This is a genomic window from Streptomyces sp. NPDC086023, from assembly GCF_044540325.1.
Taxonomy (GTDB): domain Bacteria; phylum Actinomycetota; class Actinomycetes; order Streptomycetales; family Streptomycetaceae; genus Streptomyces.
The window spans coordinates 50,036-64,353 of record NZ_JBITRX010000028.1; the positions used below are offsets into that span (position 1 = coordinate 50,036).

Sequence of the window (14,318 nt, forward strand, 5' to 3'; positions counted from 1 at the left end):
GGACGCCGTCATGAGCGCCGATGTCACGGCCTGCGACCCGACCGAGATCGCCACGCTGTTCCTCTTCGAGGAGCTGTCCCCGGAGCAGCTCGGACGGCTCTGCGCCGAGGGGCGGGTGGAGCGCTTCGCCCCGGGGCCCGTCTACACCGAGGGCGAACCGGCCACCTGCTTCTACGTGATGATCGAGGGCACCGTCGTCCTGTACCGCCGCGTCGGCGGCGACGACGTGGAGGTGAGCCGCACCTCCCAGCGCGGCGTGTACGCGGGCGCCATGCAGGCGTACCTGGGCGACCGGGTGCCCCAGACGTACGTCAACTCGATGCGGGTGACCGAGCCCACCCGCTTCTTCGTCCTCCCCGCCCAGTCGTTCGCCGACGTCATGCGGGAGTGGTTCCCGATGGCCGCCCACCTGCTGGAAGGGCTGTTCTTCGGCTCCAGGAACACCCAGCGGGCCATCGGCCAGCGCGAGCGCCTGCTGGCCCTGGGATCCCTCTCCGCCGGCCTCACCCACGAGCTCAACAACCCGGCCGCGGCCGCCGTCCGCGCCACCGCGGCGCTGCGCGAGCGCGTCGGCAAGATGCGCCACAAGCTGGCGCACATCGCGCAGGGCCCGTACTCCCGCGCGACCCTCGCCGACCTCATCGAGATCCAGGAGCGCACCGCGGAACGCGCTGCCAAGGCGCCGGTGCTGAGCCCGCTGGAGGCGTCCGACCGCGAGGACGAGCTGACCGACTGGCTCGACGACCACGGCATCCCCGAGGGCTGGCGGGTGGCGCCCACCTTCGTCCAGGCGGGCCTGGACGCCGACTGGCTGGACCAGGTCGCGGCGGCCGTGGCCGAGGACGTCCTGCCGGGCGCCGTCGGCTGGCTCAACTACACGGTCGAGACCGAACTGCTGATGGACGAGATCGAGGACTCCACCACCCGCATCTCCAACCTGGTGGACGCGGCCAAGCAGTACGCGCAACTGGACCGCGCCCCGCACCGCGACGTCGACGTCCACGAACTCCTCGACAGCACCCTGCTGATGCTCTCCGGCAAGATCGGCCCCCGGGTGCGGGTGGTGAAGGACTACGACCGCTCGCTGCCCCAGGTGCCGGCCTACCCGGCGGAGCTCAACCAGGTGTGGACCAACCTCGTCGACAACGCGGTCGCCGCCATCACGGACAGCGGCGGCGAGGGCACCCTCACGGTCCGCACGGCACGGGAGGGCGACCGGCTGCTCGTCGAGTTCCGCGACACCGGCCCCGGCGTCCCCGACGACATCCGCGATCGCATCTTCGACCCGTTCTTCACCACCAAGCCGGTCGGCGAGGGCACCGGGCTCGGCCTCGACATCTCCTGGCGGATCGTGGTCAACAAGCACCGCGGCAGCCTGCACGTCGAGTCCGTGCCGGGCGACACCCGCTTCCAGGTCCTGCTGCCGCTGACCGCCCCCGACACCGGAGCAGGAACGGAGGAGCCCGCATGACCGGCACCGAAGGCACCGGAGGCACGGAAGGCACCGGAGGAACCCGCGCGGCCGACGGGATCGACCCGGCCGTCCCGCCCGCCGGCACCGGCTGCGGCGACTGCGACGCCCTGGGCGGCTGGTGGCTGCACCTGCGGCGGTGCGCCCTGTGCGGGCACATCGGCTGCTGCGACTTCTCGCCGGGGCAGCACGCCACCGCCCACTGGAAGGCCACCGGCCACCCGCTGGTCCAGAGCTTCGAGCCGGGCGAGGCCTGGTACTGGAACTACGACACCGGCGCCCTGTACAAGACGGGCCCCGAACTGGCCCCGCCGTCCGACCGCCCCACGGAACAGCCGTCCCCGGGACCGGCCGGCCGGGTCCCGCCGGACTGGCGGGACCGCCTCCACCGCTGAGCGCACCCGCACCCGTATCCGTACCGCCCGTACCCGTACCCGTACCCGCACCGGGGCCGGGGCCGGCCGCGGGCTCAGCCGCTGAGCACCCGGACCCGCCGCGTCCCGTCCCCGGCCTCCTCGGCCTCCCCGGCCTCCCCGGGCTCCGGCCCGGCCGGCGGCCAGAGCCGCAGCGCGGCCAGCGCGGCCACCGTCGCGACCACGCCCAGGGCGACGGCCGCGGACCGGAGGCCGGCCACCGCACCCAGCCAGCCCGCGAGCGGGTAGGTGAGCAGCCAGCAGGCGTGGGACAACGAGAACTGGGCGGCGAACGCCGGGGCCCGGTCCTCGGGCGGCGCCGCGCGCCGGACCAGCCGGCCGGTCGGGGTGAGCACGGCCGAGCAGGCGGCCCCGAAGGCCGTCCAGGTCGCCAGCAGCGCGGGCCAGCGCCAGCCGCCGCCCGTCCCGGTGGTGATCGCCACGAGGGCGGCGAAGACCGGCGGCAGCGCCAGCGCGCCGCCCAGCATCACGGCGCGCTCCGGGACCCGGTCGAGGACCCGCGGCAGCAGCAGGGCCACGGCCATCGAGCCGGCGCCATAGGCGCCGAGTGCGAGGGCGACGTCACCGGTGCCCCGGCCCAGCCGGTCGCGCACGTAGACGACGGTGTTGACGGTGACCATCGCACCGGGCGCGGCGACCGCGAGGTTCAGCCACAGCAGGGCGCGCAGCCGGGGGACGGTGAAGAACAGCCGGCTGCCCGCGGTGGCTTTGGCGTACACGCCCCCGGCGGGGCCGGCCGGCGGCGCGGGCCTGGGCAGCGCGACGGAGACCACGAGGACGGCGGAGGCGAGGAAGCCGCCGACGGTGCCGAGGAACAGCCGGTCGTAGCTCACGAAGGCGAGCAGTGCGGCGGCGAGCGCCGGGCTGAACAGGCTCTCCAGGTCGTAGGCGAGGCGGGACAGGGACAGGGCCCGGGTGTAGTCGCGCTCCTCCGGCAGCACGTCCGGGATCACGGCCTGGAAGGTGGGGGTGAAGGCGGCCGAGGCGGCCTGGAGGACGAAGATCAGTACGTAGACCTGCCAGACCCGGTCCACGAACGGCAGGCCGAGCGCGACGCCGGCCCGCATCAGGTCCGAGCCGGCCATCAGGGCGCGGCGGGGGAGCCGGTCGGCGAAGGCGCCGATCAGCGGCGCGATGCCGACGTAGGCCACCATCTTGATCGCCAGCGCGGTGCCCAGAACCGACCCGGCGCGGGCGCCGGCGAGGTCGTAGGCGAGCAGGCCCAGGGCGACGGTCGCGAGACCGGTGCCGGTCAGGGCGATGACCTGGGCGGCGAACAGGCGCCGGTAGGTGCGGTGGCTCAGGACCGAGAGCATGCGCGGACATCCTTTCCGGGCGGGGCGACCGTTCCAGCGTACACATCATGTGCGCATGTGTGCACATGATGACTGGGGGTCTCGGCCGGACGCCCACGGGTCTTAGGCTGTGCCCATGCCTGCCAGCGAACCCGTCCCTCCTGCGGCCCCTGCGCACCTGCGGGCCCCCGACGACGCCCGCCTCGCCGAGGCGGCCGGGGTCTTCGGCCTGCTCTCCGACGCGACCCGGCTGCACCTGCTGTGGCTGCTCGCGCAGCAGGAGTCCGACGTCGGCTCGCTGGCCGAGCGGTGCACCGCCTCGCGGACGGCGGTCAGCCAGCACCTGGCCAAGCTCCGCCTGGCCGGCCTGGTCGAGACCCGCCGCGAAGGCCGGTACGTGTACTACCGCCTCCGTGACGGCCACCTGCGCCGGCTGGTCCTGGAAGCCCTCAGCCACGCCGACCACCGGATCACCGGCGAGGCGCCGCACGACTGACCGGCCCAGCGGGTTTCGGGGCGGCCCCAGCGGTGAGACGCCGGGCATGGTGCGAATCGGATACACGATGATGACCGAGCAGGCCGGCCCCCGGGACCTGGTGGAACACGTGGTGGGCGCGGAGCGGGCGGGGTTCGACTTCTCCGTCGTCTCCGACCACTACTTCCCCTGGCTCGACTCCCAGGGGCACGCGCCCTACGCGTGGAGCGTCCTCGGCGCCGCCGCTCAGGCCACCGACCGGATCCCGCTCATGACGTACGTGACCTGCCCGACCTTCCGCTACCACCCCGCCGTGGTCGCGCAGAAGGCCGCCACGATGCAGCTCCTCTCCGGCGGCCGCTTCCGGCTCGGCCTCGGCTCCGGCGAGAACCTCAACGAGCACGTCGTGGGCGGCGGCTGGCCCGCCGCGCACGTCCGGCTGGAGATGCTGGAGGAGGCGGCCGGCATCATCCGCGCCCTGTTCGGCGGCGGACTCGTCAGCCACCACGGCACCCGCTTCGACGTCGAGAACGCCAGGCTCTGGGACCTGCCCGACGAGCCCCCGCCCATCGGCATCGCCGCCTCGGGGCCGCGCTCCTGCGAGATCGCCGGACGGTACGGCGACCTGCTCGTCGCCATCGAGCCGGACCGGGACCTGGTGACCGCCTTCGGGGAGCACGGCGGCACGGGCAAACCGGTCGTCGGCCAGCTCGCCCTCAGCTACGACCCGGACCGCGACGCGGCCGTGGCCCGCGCCCACGACCAGTTCCGCTGGTCCGCCGCCGGCTGGGAGGTCAACGCCGAACTCCCCGGCCCGGCCGGCTTCGCCGCCGCCTCCGAGCACACCCGGCCCGAGGACGTCGCCAAGGAGATCCCCTGCGGCGACGACCCGCAGACCTTCGTCGACGCGGTACGCCCGTTCGTCGACGCCGGGTTCACCGAGATCGCCCTGGTCCAGATCGGCGGGAGGCACCAGGCCCCGTTCCTGGAGTGGGCCGAGGCCGAACTCCTGCCCGCACTCCGCGAACTCTGAGCCGCGCGACCGCCCGCTACGGAGGTGCCCCCATGACCCAGGCCCGCGAGCGCCGGATCGTCATCGTCCGGCACGGCAAGGCGGTGCCCAAGCACACCGCCGACGACCCCGACCGCGACCTCACCGGCCGCGGCCGGCGCGACTCCGCCCGGGCCGGGCGCTGGCTCGAGGAATCGGGGCACCGGTTCGACCTGGCCCGGTGCTCCACGGCGGTGCGCGCCCGCCGGACCTGGCAGATGATCGTCCCCCACCTCTCCGCCCCGCCGCCGGCCTCCTACTCCGAGCAGCTCTACCACGCCGACGCCGCATACCTCCTCGCCGTCCTGCGCGGCTCGGCCCCCGAACTGACCGGCGTGCTCCTCGTCGGCCACAATCCGGCCGTCCACGACCTCGCCGTCACCCTGTGCGGAAGCGGCCCGAAACCGCTGCGGCGGACCCTGGAGGACGGCCTGCCCACCGCGGGAGTGGTCGTGCTCACCCTGGACGGCCCGTGGGAGCGGATCGGACCGGGCGCGGCGCACCTCACCGACCTGTGGACACCCGGCGACGGCTGATCCGCCGTCGCGCCCCGGCAGGGTTTCCGACGGCGCGGCGGGGAAGACGCCGATTCGGGGTGGCCGGAAGGGGGCGGCCGGACAACGCGGGAAGGGGCGCGACGCACCGCATCCCGAGAGCCGTGGGCGAGAGGAGGAGAACCGTGCGACCGCCAGCTGCCTGCGGCCTCACCTGCGAGCGCGCCCGCAACATCACCCGGCTCGTGCTCGCCGCCCGCGGTGTCACGGGCACCGAGGCCGACGACGCGCTCCTCGTGGTGACCGAGCTGGTGTCCAACGCCCGTCGGCACGCCGGCGGCGTCACCGCCTTCCGGATCCGCTGCCTGGAGTCACAGGCCGTGGTCGAGGTCTCCGACGCCCGGCCGGACCTGCCCGTGAACCGGCCCACCCCGGCCGGCATCCCCGGCCGCTTCGGCTGGCTCATGATCAACCGGATCGCGGAACGGGTCGCGGCGGAACCACGGGGCGCCGGGAAGACGATCACCGTGGTGCTGCCCGCACACGGCCGCCCGTCATCACGGAAAGGGGCCGCCGCCGCAGGCCGGCGCGGCCCGCAGCACTGACGGCACACACCACCGGCCGGCCCCACGCCGGGGACCGCCTCCGCTCAGCGGCGGGGGTGCCCGGCGGGCGGCACGTCAGTGGCCGTGCCTGTGACCGTCCCCGGAGGCCGTGGGCTGCGCGGCGGGACCGGTGGGAGCGGGCGCGGGCGTGCCGGTACGGGCCGTGGGCGCCCCGTCCGCCCCGGCCGGCGGCGTCGCCGACGGCCCCTCCCGGCCGGACTCCTCGTGCCCGGACTCCCCGTGCCCGGACTCCTCGTGCCCCGGCCGCTCCTCGGAACCGTGGCTGTGGCCGCCCCCGGTCCCGGTCTCCATGGAGGCGGCCACCTCGCGCAGGCCGAGGAAGGCCACCGCGGCCGTGGCCAGGACGGCCAGGCCGACCAGGCCGAAGACGCGCCGCACCGGCGTCTCCGGGTCCTTCACCACGAAGGCGACGAAGGACACGACCAGGCCGGCGGGGACGAGGACCGCACCCCGCGCGGGGAAGTCGTCGAAGTGCTGGAGTCCGCCGGACAGCATGCCGATGCCGAAGGACAGCGTCAGCGACGCCCCGATCACCGTGAGGAGCCGGGCGGGGCCGGGGCGCTCGCGGGTGAGGACGAACTCGTTGAGGAGGGTGGCGGCGAGGAACACCGCCGCCCCGTAGAGCCCGACGCGGGTGTACCTCGCCGGGTCGAGCGGGTGGTGCACCACGGCACCGCTGATGAGGCCGGCGCCGACGAAGTAGCCGACGTACCCGAGGTAGCGGGCGGACAGGGACCGCCGGCGCTCCCGGCGGGAGCGTTCCCGGCGCCGGGCGGCGCGGCCGGCGGCCGGCCCGGCGCCGTCGGAGGGCGTGGTGCCGGACGCGGCGGAGGCGTCGAGCAACGGGGTCTGGGACATGAGTGGTTCCTTGCGCAGGCGTGGTCCACCCCGCGCGCGCCCGGAGGGCCGCACGCGGGGAGAAAAGGGTGGGATACGGGCAGGCCGGCCCGCTCCTATACCCGCTGCACCACAGAACCGACGGAACTTCGCAAGGGGGGCAGCGCCCGGTCGCCGCCCGCCGCACGGGTGGCTGCGCCGCCCTCGGGGGACGCGGGCCCGCCGAGCGGGGCGCGCCCGGGCGGCCCCGGCTCCCCGCCGTGCTGGGTGTGCCCGGCATCGCACGCCTCGGCCGGATGACTGTGCCCGCCCCCGTCACCGTGACCGTGACCGATGGGCGCGGGGGAGTGGCCGGGGTCGTCCTGACCGGCCGGGGCGGGGACGTGCACGCGCGCCCCCTCCTCCGCCGGCTCCCCGCCACCGTCCCGCCACCGGCCCGGGGCATGGCCGTGCCCGTGGCCGGCGTACGGCTCGGCGGCTGTCAGGGGTCGGGGCCGGTCGGCCCCGTACGCCCGGGCTTCGGCGAACGACGGCGCCGGGTCGCCGGTACGCGGCTCCACGTCCGTCAGGGACGGCGGCGTGACCGGGGTGCCGAGGGCGTGCGCGGAGGCGCTGTCGGCACCCGCGGCATGCGTGTACAGGAAGCCGAACAGCAGGAGGGCCAGCCACAGCAGCCGCAGCGGAGCCGCGCTGCTGCGGGCCCGCGACGCGACGCTCGTACCGGCCGTGATCACGCCGCGACCCTACCCGCCGCCCCGCCCGGCCCGCGAGGGCCCCCGCGCTCACCGGTCCCGCCCGGCGCGAGGGCCATCGGCCCGACGCGGTGGGACCCCCGGAACCAGGACCGTGGTGTCCCGGGTGACGTACGGGGTGATCCGGACGATGGTCGCGGCGAGGTCCGGGCCGGCGACCCCGCGGCCGAGGGTGAAGAGGCGGGCGAACAGCCCGTACACCCACGGCCAGGGGTCCGCGCGTGCGGCGTCCAGCGGGCCGGGCCGGCGGTCGTGGGAGGTGGCCGCGTTGGCCGCAAGCGGGGCCAGAGTGGCGACGGCCGCCACCAGGACGGCCGCGACGACCGCCGGCGCCTTGGTCAACGTGCCCACCCACACCCCCGCCGGTACCCCGAACGCGGCTCGTGCAGCACGAGGTTGGGCCGGCGGACCCAGGGCGCCGGCGGTCTGGGCGGAGAGGGGGGTGGTGGGGCGGCAATCCAAGGGGCTAAGGTGACTTAGGTATGCCTTACCTTAGTTCTCGGGAGTTCTGGATGGGTGCACACGACGTCCTCGTGGCCGGTCCCACGTCCGCACAGCGGGCCCGGAGCGTGCTGGCCGCGGCCGACTCGCTGACCGTGGTGACGGGTTCGCACGACTGCGACCTCGTCGGCGGCGGGTTGCACACCGTCGCCCACGACGGCCGCGTCCTGCTGCGCGTGCCCGCCGAATGCCGGCTGGCCGCCGAGGTGGCCCTGGCGCCGCGCGGCAGCCTGTCCGCGCTGCTCAAGTTCACCGACATCTCCCCCGTCGCCGTGCGCGACCGGGTGCGCGCCCGCGTCACCCTCGCCGGCTGGCTCACCGCCACCGGCCGCACCTTCGACGACGGGGCACACGCCGAACTGCGCCTGGACGCCGCCCACGTCGACCTCGACACCGGGAACGGCCCGGCCGCGCTCGGCCTCGACGCCTTCGCCCTGGCCCGCCCGGACGACCTCGCCGCCTACGAGGCCGGCATGCTCACCCACCTCGTGGACGGGCACGGCGGTCTCGTCTCGTCCCTCGCCCGGCTGGCCGACCCGCGGCTGACGAGGAACGCCGAGCGGGTCACGCCCCTGTCCCTGGACCGCGGCGGGCTGACCCTGCGGATCGAGCACGCCGCCGCACGGCACGACGTACGCCTCCCCTTCACCGCACCGGCCCGCGGCCCCGAGGAGGTCGGGGAGCGGGTGCAGGAGCTCCTCGCGGAGGCCCGGGGCTGCCGCCGCCGGGCATCCGGCCGGTCCTGACCCGGGTGCCGGTCGCGCGCGGCCGCGCCCCGGGCACGCCCCGCGGCGCATGGACGGCCGCCCACGGGGCAGGCGCCCTGGAGGAACCCGGAGGTGACGGGATCATGGGACCCGGCAGCAGTCTGATCGAGGTCGTACCGGCGGAACGGCAGCAGGGAGGGGGCACCGGCCGGCGGCGCTTCGTCATCCGCGTGACCGGTGAACTCGACATCAACCACGCGGGCGACCTGCGCGACGCCCTGCACACCCTGGTCGCCGGCGCCGAGCCGCCCGCCGACATCGTCGTCGACCTCAGCAACTCGTCGTTCTGCGACTCCTCCGGCCTCAACGCCCTGCTGGACGGGCGCCTGGCCGCCCTGGAGCGCGGCCACACGGTGAGCCTGGCGGCCCCCAGCCACCAGATGCTGCGCCTGCTCGACCTGACGGGCACCACCGACCTCTTCCCGGTCGGCCCCGCGGTGGACTGACCGGGGGCCGTGCCCGCCCGGCCCCCGAGCGCGCCCCGCCCCGTGCCCGCCCGGCCCCCGTGCCCGTCCCGGGCGGCGGTGACCGTACGCGCCTACACTTTCAGGTGGTGGCGGCGCGAGGAGACGCCTGATGGGCACGGCATCGAACCTGGGCGCGTACACGGGCCGGCCCTCCGGCCTCATCGGCAAGCAGATCGCCGACTACCGGATCGAGCGGCTGCTCGGCCGCGGCGGGATGGCCGTGGTCTACTGCGCGAAGGACCTCCGCCTGGACCGGACCGTCGCGCTCAAGCTGATCACCCCCGACCGGGCACGGGACGAGACCTTCCGCCGCCGCTTCACCCACGAGTCCCGGGTCGCCGCCTCCCTCGACCACCCGCACATCGTGCCGATCTTCGAGGCGGGCGAGACGGAGGGCGTCCTCTACATCGCCATGCGGTACGTCCCCGGCCCCGACCTGCGGGGCCTGCTGGACCGCGAGGGTCCCCTCCCGGTTACCACGGCCCTGCGCATCGCCGCGCAGGTGGCCTCCGCGCTCGACGCCGCCCACCGGCACGACCTCGTCCACCGGGACGTCAAACCGGGCAACATCCTGGTCGCGGCGGGCACCGACAGCGACCACCCGGAGCACGTCTACCTCACGGACTTCGGGCTGACGAAGAAGTCGCTGTCGCTGACCGGGTTCACCACGGCCGGCGAGTTCGTCGGCACCCTCGACTACATGGCGCCCGAACAGATCTCGGGACGGCCCGTGGACGGCCGGTGCGACCTCTACAGCCTCGCCTGCGTGGTCTACGAGACCCTGGCCGGCGAGCCGCCCTTCCGGCGGGAGGACAGTGCGGCCCTGCTCTGGGCCCACCAGTACGACCCGCCGCCCCGCCTCACCGACAAGCGGCCGGACGTCGCGCCCGCCGCGGCCGACGTCCTGGCCAGGGCCCTCGCGAAGGTGCCGGAGGACCGGTACACCTCCTGCCTGGAGTTCGTCGGGGCGATGCGGATCGCCACCGCCGAAGCGCCCCCGGCGCCCGGCCCGGCACCGGGTCGGGGCCCCGACGCCCCGCGCGCGCCCGGCCCCGAGGCGCAGCCCGGCCCCGACGCCCCGCCCGCCGCGCCCCCCGGTCCGGTGCCCGAGCCCCCCGCCTGGGCGCGGCCGGTCTTCCACAGCGGAACCGGCGGTCCGTAGACCGCCGGTTCCGTCCCCCGTATGCCTCGATCGTGCGTGCCGTCCCGCCGGGTCACAGGCCCATGGCGATGGCCATGCGGGTCATCTCGGCGGTGCTGCTGATGCCCAGCTTGGCCCGGATGCGGCGCAGGTACGCGTCGACCGTGTGCTTCGACAGGCCCATGTTGCGGGCCGTCTGGAGGTACGTGCACCCGGCGGCGATGTGGCGCAGCGCCTCCTCCTCACGCGGGGCCAGGGAGGGGACCGGGGCCTCGGCCGGGGCGGCCGGAGCGGCGGTCGGGGTCTGGGACCGGGTCTGCGGCGCGGTGAGGGTGAGGCTCATGGGATTTCCTCCGACGGATCGGTTCGGTCATCGCTGCTCACACCCTCGGAAGCAGGGGACTTATTGCGGAATGTCGCTTTTTGTCCCTACCGAAAACTGTGCTCGCCGGAGTTCATGACCCTGTCCGCCGACTGTCACAGGCGTGTCACACGGGAACCGCCGGCCCCCTCCCCGGCGTCCCCGTGGACCCGCTCAGAACCCCACCAGCGACTGCTCGGCCCAGATCGTCTTGCCGTTCGCGGCAGGCCGGGAACCCCAGCGCTGCGCCAGCTGGGCCACCAGCAGCAGGCCCCGCCCGCCCTCGTCGAAGGTCCGGGCCCGCCGCATGTGCGGCGCCGTGCTGCTGCCGTCGGAGACCTCGCAGATCAGGGTCGCGTCCTCGTGGATCAGCCGCAGCTGCACCGGCGGCTTGCCGTACCGGATCGCGTTCGTGACCAGCTCGCTCACCAGCAACTCGGTGACGAACGCGGCCTCCTCAAGCCCCCACACCGCCAGCTGGTCGGTGGCCTGCCGGCGGGCGTCCGCGACGACCGACGGGTCGGACTCCAGGTCCCACACCACGACCTGGTCCTCGTGCAGGCCCCGCGTCCTCGCGACCAGCAGCGCCACGTCGTCGTCCGGCCGGTGCGTCAGCAGCGCCGTCAGGACCCGGTCGCAGACCGTGTCCAGCGACGTGGCCGGCCGCGCCAGCGCCGCGAACATCGTGTCCAGCGCCTCGTCGATGTCGTGCTCCCGCGCCCCCAGCAGACCGTCCGTGTACAGGGCCAGCATGCTGCCCTCGGGCAGCTCCGCCTCGACCGTCTCGAACGGCAGACCGCCCAGTCCCAGCGGCGGCCCGGCCGGCACGTCGAGGAGGTACACCGACCCCTCGGGGGACACCACCGCCGGCGGCGGGTGGCCCGCCCGGGCGAGCGTGCAGCGCCGGGTCACCGGGTCGTAGACCACGTACAGACAGGTCGTGCCGATGCCCCCGGACGAGTCCCGGTCCGTCTCGTCCGCCGACAGGTGGATGATCAGGTCGTCCAGGTGCGTGAGCAGCTCGTCCGGCGGCAGGTCCACGTCCGCCAGGGTCCGTACGGCGGTCCGCAGCCGGCCCATGGTCGCGGAGGCCCGGATGCCGTGGCCCACCACGTCGCCCACGACCAGCGCCACCCGCGCCCCGGACAGCGGGATCACGTCGAACCAGTCCCCGCCCACCCCGGCCTCGCTCGCCGCCGGCAGGTACCGCGAGGCGATCTCCAGGGCCGACTGCTCGGGCAGCGTCTGCGGCAGCAGGCTGCGCTGCAGCGTCATCGTGGTCGTGTGCTCCCGCACCTGCCGGCGCGAACCGTGGATCACCGCCGCCGCCCTCTGCGCGGCCCGCTCCGCCAGCCACAGGTCCTCCTGGGCGAAGGGCTCGCGGTGCTGCTGGCGGCTGAACAGCACCACGCCGAGCGGAACCCCGTCCGCGCGCAGCGGCACCACCATCATCGAGTGGGTCCCGTACTCGCCGATCCACGCGGCGCCCGGATCCTCGGCCATCCACCGGGTCACCGCCGAGTCCGTCGTCGCGTACACCGCGCCGCGCCCCGACGCCAGGCAGTCCGCCGGCGGCGACAGCGGCGGATAGACCGTCGTACCCCCGACCGACACCCGGGACTCCGGGTTCCCCTCCAGGACCGACCGCACCGCCGTACGGCACATCGTCACCGTGCCCGGCACGGCCGAGGCGGACGGGACCTCGCTGCGCGGCGAGGATTCCAGCAGGTCGACGGCCACGAAGTCCGCGATCCGCGGCACCGCGAAGTCGGCCAGCTCCTGCGCGGTGCGCGAGGTGTCCGTGGTGGTGCCGATGAGGGCGCCGAACTCGTCGTCCGGCACCGCCCGTCGGCCGGCCGCCGCCGCGGTCCGCTCGTGCGCGGTCAGGCACACCGCCCGCACCCGCCCGTCGGCGTCGCGCAGCGGGTCCAGCGAGGTCGACCAGACCTGCTCGTCGCCCCCGGCGGGACGCACGAAGGAGTCGGCGTGCTGCGCCTCGCCCGTCTCCAGCACCGTGCGGATCCGCCGCTCGGTCTCGTCGCTCGCCGGGTCCGGTGCGATCTCCGGCAGCCGCAGCCCGCGCATCTCCGCCTCCGTGAGGGACAGGGTGCGCTCCATGCCGGCGTTCGCCCGGACCAGCCGCAGGTCCTCGTCGAAGATCGCCTGGAAGCAGGGGGACTGGGCGAACGCCCACTCCGGGAGCGGCCCGTCCGGGGCGGTGCGGCGCTCGGGCGCGACGGCCGACACCACGGACCACTTGGCGTTCCCGCCGGTGGACGTCCACCGGTGCGCCAGCAGCGCCCGCTCCAGGCGGTGGCCGTCCCGGTGCCGCAGCGCCAGCGTGCCGCTCCACCGCTGCTGCCCGGGCGGCAGCCGCCTGGCCGCGCCGCCGTCCGCTTCGGCGTCGGCGAGCAGGCGGGCGGCCGGCAGCCCCACGACGTCGGCGGGAGAGTAGCCGAGCAGGCGGCCGGCGCCCTCGCTCCACTCGGTGACGATGCCCTGTTCGTTGATGGTGGCCGTGGCCGTGTACGCCGGCTCACGGGAGGCGTCCGTCTCCTCCGGCCGGTCGCCGGGAGGGGTGGGAACTCGCTCCATCGCCGCTCATCTCGCCCTCGGTCGTTCCTTCGCCGTCGTCCCAGGGGAAACCCGCATGGCCAGGGACTCCACTGACAAGCATGATCCAGTGGCCGGAAGAGCACCAACGCAGTGCCGCAACCCGGCGGCCGGGCGGTGGACCGGCCACCGGGCCGGCCCGCCACGCCGCCCTGCCCAGCAGCCTGCCCGGCCCGCCTCTCCTACCGGACCGGTGCCAGTACGAGCGCGAGCACCGCATCGCCCGGGGCCGGAGCGGTTCCGGCGGCCGCCCGCGCCGCGGAACCCCCGGCGTCCCCGCCCGCGGCGTCCGCCCCGGCCGAGTGCCAGGCCGCGGCGCGGCGGCCGCCGCCCAGCCTCGGCGGATGCAGGCCCAGCAGCGCCACGCGCCGCGGAGCGGCCCCGAAGACGCCGGTCCGGTCGGCCTTCACCGCGGCCTCCTTCAGCGCCCAGGCCGCCGCCGGGCCCTCCGGGGGACCGTTGCCGATCAGCGACAGCTCCGCGGGTGAGAACGCGTGGTCGCCGATCCGCCGCACGCTGTCCGCCGCGACGGTCTCGCACAGGTCCACCCCGACCGGCCCGGGCGCGAGCGCCGCCGCGACCTGGTGGGCCGTATGGCTGAGGGAGAGGTGTACGGCGGGCAGCGGGCGGCCCCCGAGGAGCGCGTACGGGCTGCCGTCCGCCCGCGGCAGCACCTCCACCGCGTCCGCCGCCGCGCCCGCGTACCCGGCGACCAGCTGCTTCGCGAGCAGCCGGCCCGCCGTCCACTCCGCCCGCCGCCAGGCCGGCAGCGCCTCAGCCACGCACCGCTCGGCCGGCGAGAGCCGGGGCGACGGCACGCTCCCCGGCAGCCCGGACCGCCGCGCCACGACGAGGAACGCCCCGCCCCAGCGGTGGACCAGGCCCGGCGCCAGCGCCGGGAACCCGGCGTGCGCGGGAACGGACTCGTCCAGGCCAACGGCCTCGTCCACGGGAACGGCCTCGGCCACGGTGGAGGCCTCGTCCAAGGTGACGGCGGTTGCCACGGTGACCGCCGCGTCCACGGTCATCGCCG

At 75.5% G+C, this 14,318-nt stretch carries 16 protein-coding genes; 9 read left to right on the forward strand and 7 right to left on the reverse strand.

The features are described from left to right. Positions 1-10: 10 nt before the first annotated feature. Entirely contained in the window at positions 11-1,471 is a 1,461-nt protein-coding gene (locus ACIF6F_RS34175) for an ATP-binding protein (RefSeq protein ID WP_399956357.1), read from the forward strand. Continuing rightward, positions 1,468-1,866: a UBP-type zinc finger domain-containing protein gene (locus tag ACIF6F_RS34180; RefSeq protein WP_399956360.1), complete on the forward strand. Its 399-nt coding sequence runs from the start codon at positions 1,468-1,470 to the stop codon at positions 1,864-1,866. Before ACIF6F_RS34175 ends, ACIF6F_RS34180 begins: the two co-directional genes overlap by 4 nt. A 74-nt stretch (positions 1,867-1,940) precedes the next feature. Here ACIF6F_RS34180 and ACIF6F_RS34185 read toward each other — a convergent pair whose 3' ends face one another. Then, positions 1,941-3,221, reverse strand: coding sequence for an MFS transporter (locus tag ACIF6F_RS34185; protein WP_399956363.1), 1,281 nt, complete (start codon positions 3,219-3,221; stop codon positions 1,941-1,943). A 115-nt stretch (positions 3,222-3,336) separates the two neighbouring features. Here ACIF6F_RS34185 and ACIF6F_RS34190 point away from each other — a divergent pair, with 115 nt between their 5' ends. From ACIF6F_RS34190 to ACIF6F_RS34205, 4 genes are all read left to right on the forward strand, one after another. Then, positions 3,337-3,696, forward strand: a complete 360-nt coding sequence (locus ACIF6F_RS34190) for an ArsR/SmtB family transcription factor (protein ID WP_399956366.1) — start codon at positions 3,337-3,339, stop codon at positions 3,694-3,696. A gap of 46 nt (positions 3,697-3,742) precedes the next feature. Continuing rightward, the gene (locus ACIF6F_RS34195) at positions 3,743-4,708 is read left to right on the forward strand and encodes an LLM class F420-dependent oxidoreductase (protein WP_399956369.1); all 966 of its coding nucleotides are present in this window, start codon (positions 3,743-3,745) and stop codon (positions 4,706-4,708) included. Positions 4,709-4,740: 32 nt separating this feature from the next. Continuing rightward, complete coding sequence (locus ACIF6F_RS34200; RefSeq protein ID WP_399956372.1) at positions 4,741-5,262, forward strand: SixA phosphatase family protein; 522 nt, start codon at positions 4,741-4,743, stop codon at positions 5,260-5,262. A gap of 143 nt (positions 5,263-5,405) precedes the next feature. Next, entirely contained in the window at positions 5,406-5,825 is a 420-nt protein-coding gene (locus ACIF6F_RS34205; RefSeq protein WP_399956375.1) for an ATP-binding protein, read from the forward strand. 75 nt (positions 5,826-5,900) lie between these two features. On the opposite strand, the gene ACIF6F_RS34210 is transcribed toward ACIF6F_RS34205, so the two are convergent. The 3 genes from ACIF6F_RS34210 to ACIF6F_RS34220 all read right to left on the reverse strand — a co-directional run bounded on the left by ACIF6F_RS34210 (position 5,901) and on the right by ACIF6F_RS34220 (position 7,777). After that, entirely contained in the window at positions 5,901-6,704 is an 804-nt protein-coding gene (locus ACIF6F_RS34210; protein WP_399956378.1) for a hypothetical protein, read from the reverse strand. Between the two features lie 95 nt (positions 6,705-6,799). Next, positions 6,800-7,417 (reverse strand): hypothetical protein, encoded by a 618-nt coding sequence (locus ACIF6F_RS34215; protein WP_399956381.1) that lies wholly within the window; start codon positions 7,415-7,417, stop codon positions 6,800-6,802. Between the two features lie 48 nt (positions 7,418-7,465). Beyond that, positions 7,466-7,777: a hypothetical protein gene (locus ACIF6F_RS34220; RefSeq protein WP_399956384.1), complete on the reverse strand. Its 312-nt coding sequence runs from the start codon at positions 7,775-7,777 to the stop codon at positions 7,466-7,468. Positions 7,778-7,947: 170 nt separating this feature from the next. Here ACIF6F_RS34220 and ACIF6F_RS34225 point away from each other — a divergent pair, with 170 nt between their 5' ends. The 3 genes from ACIF6F_RS34225 (at position 7,948) to ACIF6F_RS34235 (ending at position 10,332) form a co-directional block, all read left to right on the forward strand. Further along, a complete protein-coding gene (locus ACIF6F_RS34225) occupies positions 7,948-8,682 on the forward strand; it encodes a DUF2470 domain-containing protein (RefSeq protein WP_399956387.1) in 735 nt (244 codons plus the stop codon). A gap of 104 nt (positions 8,683-8,786) precedes the next feature. Next, entirely contained in the window at positions 8,787-9,149 is a 363-nt protein-coding gene (locus ACIF6F_RS34230) for an STAS domain-containing protein (protein WP_399956390.1), read from the forward strand. Positions 9,150-9,279: 130 nt separating this feature from the next. Next, positions 9,280-10,332 carry a serine/threonine-protein kinase gene (locus ACIF6F_RS34235; protein WP_399956394.1) on the forward strand — a complete coding sequence of 351 codons (1,053 nt, stop codon included), beginning with the start codon at positions 9,280-9,282 and terminating at the stop codon, positions 10,330-10,332. A 52-nt stretch (positions 10,333-10,384) separates the two neighbouring features. Here ACIF6F_RS34235 and ACIF6F_RS34240 read toward each other — a convergent pair whose 3' ends face one another. The 3 genes from ACIF6F_RS34240 to ACIF6F_RS34250 form a co-directional block, all read right to left on the reverse strand. Further along, a complete protein-coding gene (locus ACIF6F_RS34240) occupies positions 10,385-10,654 on the reverse strand; it encodes a response regulator transcription factor (protein ID WP_399956397.1) in 270 nt (89 codons plus the stop codon). Positions 10,655-10,846: 192 nt separating this feature from the next. Continuing rightward, positions 10,847-13,267, reverse strand: a complete 2,421-nt coding sequence (locus ACIF6F_RS34245; RefSeq protein ID WP_399956400.1) for a SpoIIE family protein phosphatase — start codon at positions 13,265-13,267, stop codon at positions 10,847-10,849. A gap of 200 nt (positions 13,268-13,467) precedes the next feature. After that, positions 13,468-14,313, reverse strand: coding sequence for a 4'-phosphopantetheinyl transferase family protein (locus tag ACIF6F_RS34250; protein ID WP_399956403.1), 846 nt, complete (start codon positions 14,311-14,313; stop codon positions 13,468-13,470). Between the last annotated feature and the right edge of the window lie 5 nt (positions 14,314-14,318).